The sequence below is a fragment of the Georgenia faecalis genome, assembly GCF_003710105.1.
GTDB lineage: Bacteria > Actinomycetota > Actinomycetes > Actinomycetales > Actinomycetaceae > Georgenia_A > Georgenia_A faecalis.
Window position 1 is genome coordinate 691,537 of sequence record NZ_CP033325.1, and the last position, 14,458, is coordinate 705,994.

Here is a 14,458-nt window from a genome sequence, read left to right on the forward strand (position 1 = left end):
CGCGTGAGCGTGACCGAGGCGGAGGCCGCGCCGGACATCTGGTGCGAGGACCTCGTGCGGATCTTCTCGACGGAGGGCGTGGAGGTGCAGGCCCTGCAGGGACTGACCCTGCGCGTCGAGCGCGGCGACCTCGTCGCGATCGTCGGGGCGTCCGGGTCGGGCAAGTCCACGCTGCTGACGATCCTGTCCGGGCTCGACCGCCCGACGGGCGGGTCGGCGGTCGTCGCGGGGACGGACCTGCTCACGATGGGGCGCGCCGAGCGGGTGCGGTACCAGCGCCACACCGTGGGGTTCGTGTGGCAGCAGACCTCGCGCAACCTCATGCCGTACCTCACCGCGGCGGAGAACATCGCGGTCCCGCTCGTCCTCGCCGGGGCGAAGGCCCGGGCGGCGCGGGTGGACGAGCTGATCGACGTGCTCGGGATCGGGTACTGCCGCGACCGGCGCCCGGAGCAGATGAGCGGCGGCGAGCAGCAGCGCACCGCCATCGCGGTGGCGCTCGCGAACTCCCCTCGCGTCCTGCTCGCCGACGAGCCGACCGGTGAGCTCGACGACGCGACGAGCGTCGAGGTGCTCGAGGCGCTGCGGGCGGCCTCGGAGCGGCTCGGGGTGACCGTGCTCATCGTCACCCACGACCCGACGGTCTCCGAGCACGTGCGGCGCACGGTCCAGATCCGGGACGGCCGGACCTCGACCGAGGTGCTGCGGCGGACCGAGGTGGACCACACCGGCGCGGAGGTCCACGTGGCGGAGGAGTTCGCCGTCATGGACCGCAGCGGGCGGCTCCAGCTCCCGGCCGACTTCGTCGGCGCCCTCGGCCTGCGCGACCGTGTGCGGCTCGCGCTGGAGACCGACCACGTGGGGGTGTGGCCCGACGCGCCCACGCCGCGGCCGACGGCGGCGGAGGCGCCGGCTGCCGCTACCCCGCCGGCGTCCGCCCCGCCGGCGTCCGCCCCACCGGGGGAGCGCCCGACGCGGCGCTCGCTGCGCCGCACGGCCCGCACGGGGGAGGACGCATGAGCGGGAGCGTGCTGCGCGCGGTCGAGGTGAGCCGCGTGTTCGCCACGGGGGCCGGTGACGTCCACGCGCTGCGCGGCGTGAGCCTGGAGGTCGGCGCCGGTGAGCTCGTCGTCGTGCGGGGGCCGTCCGGGTCCGGCAAGACGACCCTGCTCAACCTCCTCGGCGGCCTCGACCGGCCCACCGGCGGCCGGGTCCTGCTCGGCGACGGCCGTGAGCTGTCCGCGCTGCCCGAGAAGGACGTCCTCACGGTGCGGCGCGAGCAGATCGGCTACGTCTTCCAGTCCTTCGGCCTCATCCCCGTGCTCTCGGCCGCGGAGAACGTCGAGGTGCCGCTGCGGCTGCTCGAGGTGCCGGCCCGCGAACGCGACGAGCGCGTGGCGCGCGCCCTGGAGACCGTGGGGCTCGCCGCCCACGCCCGCCAGCGTCCCTACGAGCTTTCCGGCGGTCAGCAGCAGCGGGTCGGCATCGCCCGCGCCCTCGTGGCCGAGCCCGCGATCCTCCTCGCCGACGAGCCCACGGGCCAGCTCGACTCCGCCACCGCGGCGACGATCATGGACCTCATCCGCTCGCTCACCCACCGCCGGGGCCTGGCCGCCGTGGTCTCCACGCACGACCCCGTCCTCACCGAGCAGGCGGACCGCGTCGTCGACCTCCATGACGGCCGACCGCGCCCCGCGGCCACCGTGGCGAAGCGCACGGTGCGGGAAACGGGTGCTGGGGAGTAGAATTGACAGTTGGCGCTGACTCTGACGCGCCGTCGGGCCCGGCACCTCATGTCGGACCGCCCCGGCCCTTTCTCCGCTGAATCGAGTTCCGCGTATGCCTGTGCGCTCTGACCTGCGCAATGTCGCCATCGTCGCCCACGTCGACCACGGTAAGACGACCCTCGTCGACGCCATGCTGTGGCAGTCCGGCGCTTTCGGCGAGCACCAGCACGTGGACGAGCGCGCGATGGACTCCGGTGACCTCGAGCGCGAGAAGGGCATCACGATCCTCGCGAAGAACACCGCCGTGCGTTACACCGGCCCGGCCGCCGCCGGCGCCGGGGCGCCCGACGGGGTGACCATCAACGTCATCGACACCCCCGGCCACGCCGACTTCGGCGGCGAGGTCGAGCGCGGGCTGTCCATGGTCGACGGCGTCGTCCTCCTCGTCGACGCGAGCGAGGGGCCGCTGCCCCAGACGCGGTTCGTCCTGCGCAAGGCGCTGGCGGCGAAGCTGCCCGTCATCCTCGTCGTCAACAAGGTCGACCGGCCTGACTCGCGCATCACCGAGGTCGTCGCCGAGGCGACGGACCTGCTCCTGGGCCTGGCCAGCGACCTCTCGGACGAGGTCCCCGACCTCGACATCGACGCGCTGCTCGACGTCCCGGTCGTCTACGCCTCGGCCAAGGCCGGGCGCGCGTCGCTGGAGCAGCCCGCGGACGGTGAGCTCCCCGCGAGCCCCGACCTCGAGCCGCTGTTCGCGACCATCCTCGCCACCATCCCGGCGCCGACCTACGAGGAGGGCGCGCCCCTCCAGGCGCACGTCACCAACCTCGACGCCTCCCCGTTCCTCGGCCGCCTCGCCCTTCTGCGCGTCTTCAACGGGTCGCTGCACAAGGGCCAGTCCGTGGGCTGGGCGCGCCGCGACGGCACCGTCCGCCCCGTGCGAATCTCCGAGCTCCTCCGCACGGAGGCGCTCACCCGCGTCCCGGCGGACCGCGCCGACGCCGGCGAGATCGTCGCCGTGGCCGGTATCCCGGACATCACCATCGGTGAGTCGCTCGTCGACCTCGAGGACCCCCGCCCGCTGCCGCTCATCACGGTGGACGACCCCGCGATCTCCATGACGATCGGGATCAACACCTCCCCGCTCGCCGGCCGCGTCAAGGGCGCCAAGGTGACGGCCCGCCAGGTCAAGGACCGCCTCGACCGCGAGCTCATCGGCAACGTCTCGCTCAAGATCCTGCCCACCGAGCGCCCCGACGCGTGGGAGGTCCAGGGCCGAGGCGAGCTGGCCCTGGCGATCCTCGTCGAGCAGATGCGCCGCGAGGGCTTCGAGCTCACCGTCGGCAAGCCGCAGGTGGTCACCAAGGTCATCGACGGCAAGGTCTGCGAGCCCATGGAGCGCATGACCATCGACGTCCCCGAGGAGTACCTCGGCGCCGTCACCCAGCTCCTCGCCGCCCGCAAGGGGCGCATGGAGACGATGTCGAACCACGGCACCGGCTGGGTGCGCATGGAGTTCGTCGTCCCGGCGCGCGGCCTCATCGGGTTCCGCACGCGGTTCCTCACCGACACCCGCGGCACCGGCATCGCCTCCTCGATCGCCGAGGGCTACGAGCCCTGGCTCGGACCGATCTCCCTGCGCACCAACGGCTCGCTGGTGGCGGACCGCTCCGGTGCGGTCACGCCGTTCGCGATGATCAACCTGCAGGAGCGCGGCTCGTTCTTCGTCGAGCCCACCTCGGAGGTGTACGAGGGCCAGGTCGTCGGGGAGAACTCCCGCAACGAGGACATGGACATCAACATCACCAAGGAGAAGAAGCTCACGAACATGCGGGCCGCGGCGTCCGACACGTTCGAGAACCTCGTGCCGCCGCGCAAGCTCACGCTCGAGGAGTCGCTCGAGTTCGCCAACGACGACGAGTGCGTCGAGGTGACGCCCGAGACGGTGCGCATCCGCAAGGTCATCCTCGACCAGACCGAGCGCGCCAAGGCGTTCTCCAAGACCCGCCGCGCGTAGTCGCCGCCGGCGCCCGGCTCCGGGTGCCGCGGCCGCACCCGACGCCCCTCGTCCCCCTCGTCCTCGTTCCGGAGGTCAGGCGGGGCCGGGGGGCGTCGCTGCATCACCGAGGAGGTGCGCCGCCTCCGCCCGGTGAGCGGCGTCCACCTGGATCTCGTAGCGGCTCGCCTCGAACGACGTGACGCTGGAGAAGTCGCGCCGCCCGCCGGTGGACCAGTGCGCGAGGAAGCCGAACAGCGCCCCCCACGCGGCGCCGAAGGCCACGGCCACCAGGAGCACCGTCAGCCACTGGACGTCCACGACGAACAGGGCGAGCAGGAGCCCGACGAGCAGGCCGAACCATGCGCCGCCGGCGGCGCCGTCGAGCGCCGCGCGCCCGTTCGTCCGGCGCCCGGTGACCTGCTCGACGGACCGGATGCCCACGCCGACGATCCGCACGTGCTCGACCGGGAAGCCGCGGTCGGAGAGCCGGTCGACGAGGCGCTGCGCCTCCGGGTAGGTCGTCACCTCGACCACGGGTTCGTACCGGGCCGCCGGCCCGGGAACGGTGTCGGTCATGGGAACCTCCAGACCCTCGAGAGGTCCCACGGTACGGCGAGCCGCCCGGCGACGCCGGACGGGCGGCGCCCGGGGTGGCGGGGCGGGCAGGGGGCGCGCGGGCGCCACAATGGGTTGGTGACGACGGCCAGCCCCCAGCGCCTCCTCGGCGTCTTCGCCCACCCCGACGACGAGACCATCGGCGCCGGCGCGCTGCTCGCCCTGGCCGCCCGCGGGGGCCACGACGTCTCGGTCGTCACCTGCACACGCGGGGAGCGGGGCGAGGTCGTCGCCCCCGAGCTCGCCGCGCTGCGCGGGGACGGCCCGGCGCTCGCGGCCCGCCGCGAGCAGGAGCTCGACGCCGCCCTCGTCGCCCTCGGCGTGGACCGCCACCTGTTCCTCGACCAGGTCCCCGGCCTCGCCGAGCACCACCCCGCGCGCTTCGTCGACTCCGGGATGATGTGGGTGCGCCCGGGCATCGCCGGACCCGCGACGGACGCGGGGCGCGACGCCTTCAGCGTCCTCGACGTCGAGGTGCTCGCCACGCTGCTCGCGGTCGTCGTGCGCCAGCTGCGCCCCACGGTGGTCCTCACCGAGGAGCCCGGGGGCGGCTACGGCCACCCGGACCACGTCCAGGCCCACCGGGTGACGATGCGGGCCGTCGAGCTCGCCGCCGGGGCGCCGGGCCGGCACGAGCTCGTCCGGTTCCTCGACGCCGACCAGCCGTGGCGGGTGCCCACCGTCGCCTGGGTGGCGATGTCCCGGGAGGACGTCGTCGTGGCGACGGACGAGCTCGCCGAGCGCCTGCGCGGCGTCGACGTCCGGTCCGCCACCGGGGAGCCGCTCCGGCCGCCGACGCCCGTGCCCGACGACGCCGAGCTGCCGTCGGTCGTGGTCCCCGCCGGTGGGATCGCGGCGACCCTGGACGCCCGCGGCGTGGTCGAGGACGTCCTCCTCGCCCTGCGGGCGCACCACAGCCAGGTCCAGGCGGTCGCGGCCGTGCCGACGCCGGGACGTCTCGCCGGGTCCTTCGCCCTCGCCGACGGCGCCCTCCACCCCCTGCTCGACCGCGCGTACGTGCGGCTCGCGCCGGGGTACGCCCTGCCGGCCGACCTGCTCGTCCCGTCCGCGCCGGGGGGCGCCGCGGCGTTCGGCCCGGACCGTGGGCCTGCCGCCGCCGCCGGTGCGAGTGCCGCCCCGAACCACCCGGCGGCCGCGCCGGTCGCTCCTCCGGCTGCCTGGCCGGTCGCCCCGCCGGCCGCCCCGCGGGCGAGCGGGCGCCCCGCGCGCCGCCGGTCGCTCGTTGACCCCGCCTGGCCGTACACCCTGCCCGTCGCTTTCGCCGCCGGGCTGATCACGGCGGCGCTGGGGACCGTCGTCCACCGCTTCGAGTGGCAGGGGTGGCCGGTGGGCATGGTGCTGGCCCTCGTGAGCGTCCTGGCCGCCTCGACGGCGGCGCGCGCCTTCGCCGGATACGGCGGCACCATCGTCGCCACCCTCACCGTCGTGTTCACCACCCAGGCGATGACGTTCGTGCGGCCGGGCGGGGACGTCCTCGTCACCGGCGAGCCGATGAGCTACGCGTGGCTGCTCGGCGCCCCGGTCCTCGCGCTCCTGCCCGTCGTCCTGCCCACCCGCTGGTTCGCCGACGCGCGCCGGAGGGGCAATGCCTGAGCCGGGCGTGCCGCCCGCCGGGGCCGGACCCGCGCCGGAGCAGCTCGTCGACCGGTTCCGCACGACGATGCAGCGCCTGCCCAGCGGCGTGACCGTGGTGTCGCTGCGCCAGGGCGCCACCGACTACGCGATGACCGCGACGGCCGTCGCCTCCGTCTCCCTGCGGCCGCCGATGGTCCTCTTCTGCGTGCACACCGACGCGCGGGTGCGTGAGGTGCTCGACGAGGTGGACACCTGGGCGATCTCCCTCCTCGACGCCGGCGCCGGGGTCGCCGCCGAGCGGCTGGCCAGCCCCGGGCGGCCCGCCCTCGGCCAGCTCCTCGGGATCGCGCACCACCGGGGGGCCGCGAGCGGCGCCGCGCTCCTCGACGCCGCCCAGGGGTGGGTCGAGTGCCGCACCGCGTGGGTGAAGAACGCGGGCGACCACGACGTCGTCGTCGGCGAGGTGCTCGACGCTCAGCTCGGCCCCACGGCCACGGGCGGTCTCGTCCACCACCTCGGGCGCGTGCGAGTCCTCCCGGGGCGCTGAGCCCCCCGGTAGAATGACGCGGCCCATACGGCATGGGCTAGGGAAGAGAGGCTTCATGCGATCGCAGGGGACGCCGGTCGTCGACGTCGAGCGGCACGCGCGTCCCGGGCGTCGTCGCCGGCGCCGGGCACCGCTGGTCCTCGCGACCGTCCTCGTCCTCCTCGTCGCCGCCTACGCGGCGGCCACCTGGTACGTCGGTGACCGCGTCCCGCGGGGAACCACGGTCGCGGGCGTCGCCATCGGCGGCCTCCCGGCCGCGGAAGCGCGGGAACGGCTCGAGTCCGCGCTCGGCGACGCGGTGAGCGCGCCGATCCCGGTCGTGCTCGGTGAGAACGAGACCACGATCGACCCCGCCGAGGCCGCCTTCACCTTCGACACCGCCGCCACCGTCGACGAGCTCACCGGCTTCTCCTTCGACCCCCGTTCGCTCCTGCGCCACCTCACCGGCGGCCGCGAGCACGTCCCCGTCACCACCGTGGACCGGGACGCCCTCACGGCGGCCCTGGAGCGGGTCGACGGCGTCGTCGGCGTCGCCCCCGTCGAGGGCGCGATCGCCCTGGTCGACGGCGCGGCCGAGGTCACCGAGCCGGTGCCCGGCACCGCGGTGGACGTCCCGGCGGCCGTGGACCTCCTCGCCGAGGACTGGCTCACCGGCCCCCACCCCGTCCCGCTGCCGTCCACGGAGGTCCCGCCCGTCGTCGGCCGGGAGGCGGTCGAGGCCGCGCGCACCGAGCTGGCGGCGCCGCTCACCGGGGCCCCCGTGTCCGTGCTCGTGGACGACCGGCTCGTGGAGCTGACGCCGGCGGACCTCACCTCCGCGGCGGCGATCGTCCCGGACGGCCCCGAGCTCGTCCTCGAGCTCGACGGCGAGGCCCTCGTCGCGCTCCTCACCGAGCGCGACCCCGAGCTCGCCGCACCGGGGCGCGACGCCGCCATCGTCCTCCAGGGCGGCGTGCCCACCGTCGTCCCCTCGACGACCGGGCTCGGGCTCGACGTCGAGGAGGTGACCGCGGCCGTGCGCGCGGCGGCCCTGTCGCCCAGCGACCGCACCGCCGAGGTCTCCCGCATCGTCGTCGAGCCCGAGTTCACCACGGCCGAGGCCGAGGCGCTGGGTGTCACCCAGGTGGTCTCCACCTTCTCCACGCCGCTCTTCCACGACCCGGTGCGGACCCAGAACCTCGTCACCGGCACCCGGGAGATCTCCGGCACCCTGGTCAGGCCGGGGGAGACGTTCAGCCTCATCGAGGCGCTGGGACCGATCACCGCGGAGCGTGGCTTCGCCGCCTCCGGCGTCGTCGTCGACGGCCTGGAGACCACCGGCATGGGCGGTGGCCTGTCCCAGCTGTCGACGACCACCTTCAACGCGGCGTACTTCGCCGGGATGGAGCTCGTGGAGTTCCAGCCGCACTCCCACCACTACGCCCGCTACCCCGAGGGCCGGGAGGCGACGCTCTTCACCCCGCACGTCGACCTCAAGTGGCGCAACACCACGGAGTACGGCGCGCTCGTGGAGGCGTGGGTGGCGGACAACCAGGTCCACGTGCGGCTGTGGGGCACGCCGTACTTCGACGTGGAGTCGCAGACCGGTGAGCGCTACAACATCACCCAGCCGACCACCGTCTACAACAGCGGCCCCAACTGCGTGGCGAACAGCTCGCCCGACCCGGGGTTCACGGTCCAGGTCACCCGCACCGTGCTCCGGGAGGGCACGCAGGTGGACCAGCGCACGTACACGACGACGTACCGCCCCTGGGACCGGGTGGTCTGCGGGAGTGCACCGGGCTGAGGCCCTCAGCGCTCGCGCGGCCGGCGGGCCGGGGCGGGCGGCACCGGCTTACCGGCGACGATGTCCGTCGCCGCCACGCGCACCGTGCCCCGCTTGGTGGCGACGACGACGCCGTCGGCGCCGACCTCGAGGAGGTCGCCGAGCGCGTCGGAGAACCCGCCGGCCGCCAGGCGGTACCGCACCACCACCCGGGTGCCCGGCGACCACGACTCCCACCCGCTCGCCATGCCTGCCTCCCGCCGTGCCGGACCAGCACCCGCGGTGCCGACGATCTAGGGGATACTAGGCGGACACCGCACCGCGCCGCCGCGCAGAGGAGGACCCCCCGTGACGTACGTCATCGCTCAGCCCTGTGTCGACATCAAGGACAAGGCCTGCGTCGACGAGTGCCCGGTCGACTGCATCTACGAGGGCCAGCGCTCCCTGTACATCCACCCCGACGAGTGCGTCGACTGCGGGGCGTGCGAGCCGGTCTGCCCGGTCGAGGCGATCTACTACGAGGACGACGTCCCGGACCAGTGGTCGGACTACTACCGCGCCAACGTCGAGTTCTTCAACGACCTGGGCTCCCCGGGCGGTGCGGCGAAGATGGGACTCATCGCCAAGGACGACCCGCTCATCGCCGCCCTGCCCCCGCAGGCCTGAGCCGCCTCGATGCCGCTGCACCCCGAGGCGCTGCCGGACTTCCCGTGGGACAGCCTGGCGGACGCCCGCCGTCGCGCGTCCGCCCACCCGGACGGCATCGTCGACCTCTCCGTCGGCACCCCCGTCGACCCGACGCCCGACGTCGTCACCCGCGCGCTCGCCGCGGCGGCGGACTCGCCGGGCTACCCGACCACCCAGGGCACCGCGGCCCTGCGCGAGGCGGTCGTCGACTGGTTCGCCCGGCGCCGCGGCGTGCCCGACCTGCGCCCCGAGGCCGTCCTGCCGACCATCGGCTCCAAGGAGCTCGTCGCGTTCCTGCCCGCCCTGCTGGGCATGGGCCCCGGCGACGTCGTCATGCACCCGAGCATCGCCTACCCCACGTACGACGTCGGGGCACGGCTGGTCGGGGCCGAACCCTTCCCCGCCGACGCGACCACGGCCATCGGGCCGGGCCGGGTGCGGCTCGTCTGGCTCAACTCCCCGTCCAACCCCACCGGGCGCGTGCTCGGGGTGGAGCACCTCGCCAAGGTCGTCGCCTGGGCGCGGGAGCGCGGGGCCGTCGTGGCGAGCGACGAGTGCTACGCCGAGCTCGCCTGGGACGAGCCCTGGGTGAGCGAGGGCGTGCCGAGCCTCCTCGACCCGCGCGTCACCGGCGGCAGCCACGAGGGCCTGCTCGTCCTGTACTCCGCGAGCAAGCAGTCCAACCTCGCCGGCTACCGCGCGGCCTTCGCCGCCGGCGACCCGGCGCTCGTGGAGCGCCTCCTCGCCGTGCGCAAGCACGCCGGGATGATGATGCCGGCGCCGGTCCAGGCGGCCCTGGCCGCAGCGCTCGGCGACGACGCCCACGTGGCCCAGCAGCGCGAGCGCTACCGCGCGCGCCGGGAGGTGCTCCTCGCCGGGTGCGCGGCCGGCGGGCTGCAGGTTGCCCCGGAGAGCCAGGCCGGCCTCTACCTGTGGGCCCGGCTCCCCGGCGCCACCGGCCGGGAGATCGTCGCCGCGCTCGCCGAGCGCGGCATCCTCGCGGCCCCGGGGGAGTTCTACGGCCCCCTCGGCGCCGACCACGTCCGGATCGCCCTCACCGCGACCGACGAGCGCGTGGCGGCGGCGGCCCGGCGCCTCGCCGAGGCGCCGCTGCGCTGACGCGCGCCGCGGCGCGCAGGGCGTGCGGCAGGGGGACGGTTTCCCAGGTCGACGTCCGTGGCCGGGCCTAGTGTGGGGGTCAAGCCCGCCACGAGCTTTGGGAAAGGCGCTGCCGCCCAGGTAGCGTGACCGGGCGGACCGACGAGGTTCCTCGTCGCGCCGGTGTGCGAGCCGTACGGCACGCTCAAGGAAGAGATCCCGGGGAGGGAACCACGTATGTCCGATGCCACGCCCACGCCGGCGACGTTCCAGGTCGACGGCACGACGCTCCAGTTCGAACGCGTCCAGGCGCGCGAGGGCAACGACGGCGTCGTCATCTCGAACCTGCTCAAGGAGACCGGGCTCGTCACGCTCGACTCCGGGTTCATGAACACGGCGACGACGACGTCGCAGATCACCTACATCGACGGTGACGAGGGCATCCTGCGCTACCGCGGCTACCCGATCGACCAGCTGGCGGCCGGGTCCTCGTTCCTCGAGGTGGCCTACCTCCTCATCTACGGCGAGCTGCCCGACGCCTCGGCGCTCGAGCAGTTCACCACCCGGGTGACCCGCCACCGCCTGCTTCACGAGGACTTCAAGTCCTTCTTCACCGCGTTCCCGGCGAACGGCCACCCCATGGCCATCCTCCAGTCGGGCATCGCCGGCCTCGCCACCTACTACCAGCACACGCTCGACCCGAAGGACCCCGAGCAGCTCGAGCTCGCCACGGTCCTGCTGCTGGCCAAGGTGCCGACGATGATCGCCTACATCGCCAAGCGGGCCCTCGGCCTCCCGCTGCTCTACCCGGACTCCTCGCGGGGCTACGTCGAGGACTTCCTCCGGCTCACGTTCCACCTGCCCTACCAGGACAAGAGCGTCGACCCGGTCCTCACCAAGGCCCTCGACATGCTCCTCATCCTCCACGCCGACCACGAGCAGAACTGCTCGACGTCGACGGTGCGGATGGTGGGCTCCTCGCACGCCAACATCTACGCCTCCATCGCGGCCGGCGTGGGCGCGCTGTCCGGCCCGCTGCACGGTGGCGCGAACGAGGCGGTCCTCAGCATGCTCGACGCCATCAAGGCCGGCGGCGGGGACGCCTCGGACTTCATGCGCCGGGTGAAGGACAAGGAGGACGGCGTCCGGCTCATGGGCTTCGGCCACCGGGTGTACAAGAACTACGACCCCCGCGCCGCCATCGTCAAGGACGCCGCCCACGAGGTGCTCACCCAGCTCGGCAGCTCCGACGAGCTGCTCGACATCGCCATGGGCCTGGAGGACATCGCCCTCCACGACGACTACTTCATCGAGCGCAAGCTGTACCCCAACGTCGACTTCTACACCGGCCTCATCTACAAGGCCATGGGCTTCCCCACGCAGATGTTCACCCCGCTGTTCGCCATGGGGCGCCTGCCCGGCTGGATCGCCCAGTACCGCGAGATGATCGCCGACCCGACGACGAAGATCGGCCGCCCCCGCCAGGTGTACACCGGCGAGGGGGAGCGCGACTTCGTCGCGCTCGACCAGCGCTGATCGCGCGCGCGGGATCCGTGAGGGCCCCGCGCGTGCTCGGGCGTCCGCGCGGACGCCTGGCGTCCGAGAGGCCGTCACCATGCCGGTGACGGCCTCTCGTCGTCCTGCGCGGCGCCTCGGTGCGCCGTCCCGCCGGGTCGGCCGGACGTGCGGCGCTACGCGTCGAGGGAGAGGTCGATGAGCCCGAGCTGGGAGGCCTTGATGACGGTCTGCACCCGGTCGCGGACGCCGAGCTTGGTCATGATCTGGGTCATGTTGGCCTTGACGGAGGCCTCGGAGTAGTGGATCCGGCGGGCGATCTCGGCGTTGCTCAGGCCCCGCCCGAGCCACTGGAGCACCTCGCGCTCCCGCTCGGTGAAGCTCTGCAGGACCTCGCTGGAGGGGCGCGCGGACGTGCCCTCGCGGACGCTGCGGACGAGCGCCAGCGAGATCGCGGGGGCGAGGGCCGCCTCGCCGGCGTACACGCGGCGGATGCCCTGGACGATGTCGCCCGGGTCCATGTCCTTGACGAGGTAGCCCGTGGCGCCTGCGCGCAGGGCCGCGACGACGTGCTCCTGCTCGCTGAACGTCGTCATGGCGATGACCTTGACCTCGGGGTGCTCGCGGGCGAGTACCTCCATGGCCTCGATACCCCCCATGACCGGCATCTGGAGGTCCATGAGGACGATGTCGGGTCGGTGGGTGTCGGTCATCCGGATGCCGATGAGGCCGTTCGAGGCGATCCCCGCGCACACCATGCCCTCGGCGTTGTTGACGAACACCGCCAACGCCTCGGACATCAGGGGGTGGTCGTCGACGATGAGGACCCGGATGTGCTCCATGCCCGAAGTGTATGCGGGGCGCGGAACGACTCCGTCGAGGTGGGGTAGCCATAAGTAGATCAGGAGGTCGCGAACCGCAGTATTGTGCGGGTGTAGTGAAGGCGGTGACCACCCCGGTCGCCGAACCGAGAAGGGAAATTTCATGCGCGTATTTGCTTCCATCGGGGTCGCTGCCGTCCTCGCGATCGCGCCCGCGGCCTCGGCCGGCGCCCGCGACGCCGGCGCCAGCCTCGAGACGGCGACGGCGACGGCGACCGTCGCGCCCGCGATCACGCGCCCGGGCGGCGTCACCACCAACGGGTTCGTCAGCGACCTCAACTGCTTCTTCTTCAAGCGCTGCTGATCGAGGTCTCGGGGCGGCGCCGCGAGCGCTATCGTCACCACGTGTCGCGGCGCAGCCCCATCGAGAAGCCCACCAGCTCCAAGCCGAGCTTCTGGGCGAGCGCGCCCATGCCCCGGTGGGCGCAAGCGCTCATCGTCGGGGCCGCCACCTTCTCTGCCGTGTCCGACGTGATCGCCGAGGTCGGCCGCGACGATGCGGCCACGATGGCGGAAACGTCCGCAGGGACGGCCCTCGCCCTGGTTCTCATGGCGAACGCCGCGCTGGCGCTCATGGCCTTCCGGGTCTCCATCGGGGCCGCGATCCTCGCCGGCGTGATGCTCATCAGCATGTTCAGTCCCGTCGGATCCGGTATCGGTCTCCTCGGGATGGCGGTCTCGGGCATCGTCGTCGCTAAGGCCGACCGGCGTTTCGCGGCGTGCTACGTCGTCTTCTGCGCGCTCTGGCTGGCGGGGAGCTTCGCCCTGCACGAGGACCTGAGGGAGACCGGCTTCGTCGTCGGTGGCCTCCTCCTCGTCTCCGCCGCGATCGGCGCCGCCTACGCCGCGCTCGCCGAGCGCAACCGCGCCGCGGCGGTCCGGATCTCGGGCTTCGAGGAGGAGCGCGAGGAGTCCATCAAGGGCGAGCGCAGCCGCATCGCCCGCGAGCTCCACGACATCGTCGCCCACCACATCACCATGGCGTCCATGCACGCGAGCGTCGTCTCGATGGCGCAGGACCCGGAGCAGCGGGACAAGTCCCTCAAGGTCATCGCGGGCTCCACGCGGCAGGCCCTCACGGAGCTGCGGTGGATGCTCCACGTCCTGCAGAACGACGACGACGAGGAGTCGGCCGACGGCGAGTCCGCCCGGGACCTGCGCCTCGGCGCCACGCTCGGGTCCATCCGGCAGAACCTCGAGGCCCTGGGCTTCGCCACCGCGGTCGACTACGACCCCAAGACGCTGGCCGGGCTGCCCGTGGAGACCGACCTGGCCCTGGGCCGGATCCTCCAGGAGGCTGCGACCAACGTCGTCAAGCACGGCGACCGGGCCCAGAAGGTCCGGATCAGCATCGGGCAGACCGCCACGTCCGTGCACCTCGTCGTGCGCAACGGGGTGGCCAAGGCGGGTCCGAGCGCCATCCCGTCCTCCGGCATGGGCCTGGAGAACATGCGCACCCGGGCCAGCCAGCGCGGCGGTCAGGTGGACGCCGGCGGCGACGGCGAGGTCTGGATCGTGCGCTGCGAGCTCCCGCTGCGCTAGGGCCGCGTCACGTGTCGACTTAGGTCAGGGCGCGGTGGCCGAACGGGTAGGTCCAGCCGCGTCCCCACGCGCCTACCGTCGGTGGCAGGCCCGGTATCCCGGTGGGGACGGTGACTGTCGGCGGTGACACTCCGCCGGGGCACCGGGTGCCTCACGACGGCCCGGCCGGGGGGACGGGCCGTCGTGAGATCCCCGCGACGCACCGGCAGGAGGGGCGCATGGACGAGATCCTCGAGTGGGACGGCGGCACCCGCGTGCTGACCTTCGCGGACCGCGAGTGCGCGCTGCGCGCCCTGCGGGTGCTCCGGGACGAGCGCCTGCCGGCGCTGCCGGCCGAGGAGCGGTGGCGCCCCGAGATCCTCCTCGAGGCCGGTGAGGCGCGCGTCGCGCGGGCCCGCGAGCTGCTCGCCGAGCGAGGGCTGCCCGTCGTCGAGCTCGCCGCGGCGCACGTCGCCTGAGGGGCAGCGGGCCCCCGCCGGCTCG

General features: G+C 73.8%; 15 protein-coding genes. 12 read left to right on the top strand and 3 right to left on the bottom strand.

The genetic code is table 11. The annotated features are described in order from the left end of the window. Window positions 1–3 precede the first annotated feature (3 nt). From EBO36_RS02910 to typA, 3 genes are all read left to right on the top strand, one after another. Window positions 4–1,020, top strand: a complete 1,017-nt coding sequence (locus EBO36_RS02910) for an ABC transporter ATP-binding protein (protein WP_244925346.1) — start codon at window positions 4–6, stop codon at window positions 1,018–1,020. Further along, window positions 1,017–1,745 (top strand): ABC transporter ATP-binding protein, encoded by a 729-nt coding sequence (locus tag EBO36_RS02915; protein WP_122825407.1) that lies wholly within the window; start codon window positions 1,017–1,019, stop codon window positions 1,743–1,745. The genes EBO36_RS02910 and EBO36_RS02915 overlap by 4 nt, the downstream gene beginning before the upstream one ends. Window positions 1,746–1,839: 94 nt before the next feature. After that, a complete protein-coding gene (gene typA, locus EBO36_RS02920; RefSeq protein ID WP_122823291.1) occupies window positions 1,840–3,747 on the top strand; it encodes a translational GTPase TypA in 1,908 nt (635 codons plus the stop codon). Between the two features lie 75 nt (window positions 3,748–3,822). Here typA and EBO36_RS02925 read toward each other — a convergent pair whose 3' ends face one another. After that, entirely contained in the window at window positions 3,823–4,305 is a 483-nt protein-coding gene (locus tag EBO36_RS02925; RefSeq protein ID WP_122825409.1) for a general stress protein, read from the bottom strand. 117 nt (window positions 4,306–4,422) lie between these two features. Between EBO36_RS02925 and EBO36_RS02930 the strand changes: the two genes are divergently transcribed. The 3 genes from EBO36_RS02930 to EBO36_RS02940 are packed head-to-tail and all read left to right on the top strand — an operon-like array spanning window position 4,423 to window position 8,273. Next, window positions 4,423–5,958, top strand: coding sequence for a PIG-L family deacetylase (locus EBO36_RS02930; protein WP_164471310.1), 1,536 nt, complete (start codon window positions 4,423–4,425; stop codon window positions 5,956–5,958). Then, complete coding sequence (locus EBO36_RS02935) at window positions 5,951–6,487, top strand: flavin reductase family protein (RefSeq protein ID WP_122823293.1); 537 nt, start codon at window positions 5,951–5,953, stop codon at window positions 6,485–6,487. Before EBO36_RS02930 ends, EBO36_RS02935 begins: the two co-directional genes overlap by 8 nt. A gap of 55 nt (window positions 6,488–6,542) precedes the next feature. Next, entirely contained in the window at window positions 6,543–8,273 is a 1,731-nt protein-coding gene (locus EBO36_RS02940) for a VanW family protein (protein ID WP_122823294.1), read from the top strand. 5 nt (window positions 8,274–8,278) lie between these two features. Here EBO36_RS02940 and EBO36_RS02945 read toward each other — a convergent pair whose 3' ends face one another. Beyond that, window positions 8,279–8,500 carry a putative acetyltransferase gene (locus tag EBO36_RS02945; protein WP_122823295.1) on the bottom strand — a complete coding sequence of 74 codons (222 nt, stop codon included), beginning with the start codon at window positions 8,498–8,500 and terminating at the stop codon, window positions 8,279–8,281. A 100-nt stretch (window positions 8,501–8,600) separates the two neighbouring features. Between EBO36_RS02945 and fdxA the strand changes: the two genes are divergently transcribed. The 3 genes from fdxA (at window position 8,601) to EBO36_RS02960 (ending at window position 11,573) form a co-directional block, all read left to right on the top strand. Beyond that, window positions 8,601–8,918: a ferredoxin gene (gene fdxA, locus EBO36_RS02950; protein ID WP_122823296.1), complete on the top strand. Its 318-nt coding sequence runs from the start codon at window positions 8,601–8,603 to the stop codon at window positions 8,916–8,918. Between the two features lie 9 nt (window positions 8,919–8,927). After that, window positions 8,928–10,058, top strand: coding sequence for a succinyldiaminopimelate transaminase (gene dapC, locus EBO36_RS02955; RefSeq protein ID WP_122823297.1), 1,131 nt, complete (start codon window positions 8,928–8,930; stop codon window positions 10,056–10,058). A 216-nt stretch (window positions 10,059–10,274) separates the two neighbouring features. Then, the gene (locus EBO36_RS02960) at window positions 10,275–11,573 is read left to right on the top strand and encodes a citrate synthase (RefSeq protein ID WP_122823298.1); all 1,299 of its coding nucleotides are present in this window, start codon (window positions 10,275–10,277) and stop codon (window positions 11,571–11,573) included. A 155-nt stretch (window positions 11,574–11,728) separates the two neighbouring features. Here the strand turns inward: EBO36_RS02960 and EBO36_RS02965 are convergent, their stop codons facing one another. Then, entirely contained in the window at window positions 11,729–12,394 is a 666-nt protein-coding gene (locus tag EBO36_RS02965) for a response regulator (RefSeq protein ID WP_122823299.1), read from the bottom strand. A 142-nt stretch (window positions 12,395–12,536) separates the two neighbouring features. Between EBO36_RS02965 and EBO36_RS02970 the strand changes: the two genes are divergently transcribed. The 3 genes from EBO36_RS02970 (at window position 12,537) to EBO36_RS02980 (ending at window position 14,433) form a co-directional block, all read left to right on the top strand. Beyond that, the gene (locus EBO36_RS02970; protein WP_122823300.1) at window positions 12,537–12,737 is read left to right on the top strand and encodes a hypothetical protein; all 201 of its coding nucleotides are present in this window, start codon (window positions 12,537–12,539) and stop codon (window positions 12,735–12,737) included. Window positions 12,738–12,895: 158 nt separating this feature from the next. Beyond that, complete coding sequence (locus tag EBO36_RS02975; protein WP_164471311.1) at window positions 12,896–13,975, top strand: sensor histidine kinase; 1,080 nt, start codon at window positions 12,896–12,898, stop codon at window positions 13,973–13,975. 218 nt (window positions 13,976–14,193) lie between these two features. Next, window positions 14,194–14,433, top strand: coding sequence for a hypothetical protein (locus EBO36_RS02980; RefSeq protein ID WP_122823302.1), 240 nt, complete (start codon window positions 14,194–14,196; stop codon window positions 14,431–14,433). The last annotated feature ends 25 nt before the right edge of the window (window positions 14,434–14,458 follow it).

Excerpts from the sequence above, each read along its gene's own strand:
- EBO36_RS02960 (WP_122823298.1), top strand. The coding sequence starts at position 10,275 with ATGTCCGATGCCACGCCCACGCCGGCGACGTTCCAGGTCGACGGCACG.
- EBO36_RS02965 (WP_122823299.1), bottom strand. The coding sequence starts at position 12,394 with ATGGAGCACATCCGGGTCCTCATCGTCGACGACCACCCCCTGATGTCC.
- EBO36_RS02935 (WP_122823293.1), top strand. The coding sequence starts at position 5,951 with ATGCCTGAGCCGGGCGTGCCGCCCGCCGGGGCCGGACCCGCGCCGGAG.
- typA (WP_122823291.1), top strand. The coding sequence starts at position 1,840 with ATGCCTGTGCGCTCTGACCTGCGCAATGTCGCCATCGTCGCCCACGTC.
- EBO36_RS02940 (WP_122823294.1), top strand. The coding sequence starts at position 6,543 with ATGCGATCGCAGGGGACGCCGGTCGTCGACGTCGAGCGGCACGCGCGT.
- dapC (WP_122823297.1), top strand. The coding sequence starts at position 8,928 with ATGCCGCTGCACCCCGAGGCGCTGCCGGACTTCCCGTGGGACAGCCTG.
- EBO36_RS02925 (WP_122825409.1), bottom strand. The coding sequence starts at position 4,305 with ATGACCGACACCGTTCCCGGGCCGGCGGCCCGGTACGAACCCGTGGTC.
- EBO36_RS02970 (WP_122823300.1), top strand. The coding sequence starts at position 12,537 with ATGCGCGTATTTGCTTCCATCGGGGTCGCTGCCGTCCTCGCGATCGCG.
- EBO36_RS02915 (WP_122825407.1), top strand. The coding sequence starts at position 1,017 with ATGAGCGGGAGCGTGCTGCGCGCGGTCGAGGTGAGCCGCGTGTTCGCC.
- EBO36_RS02980 (WP_122823302.1), top strand. The coding sequence starts at position 14,194 with ATGGACGAGATCCTCGAGTGGGACGGCGGCACCCGCGTGCTGACCTTC.
- EBO36_RS02945 (WP_122823295.1), bottom strand. The coding sequence starts at position 8,500 with ATGGCGAGCGGGTGGGAGTCGTGGTCGCCGGGCACCCGGGTGGTGGTG.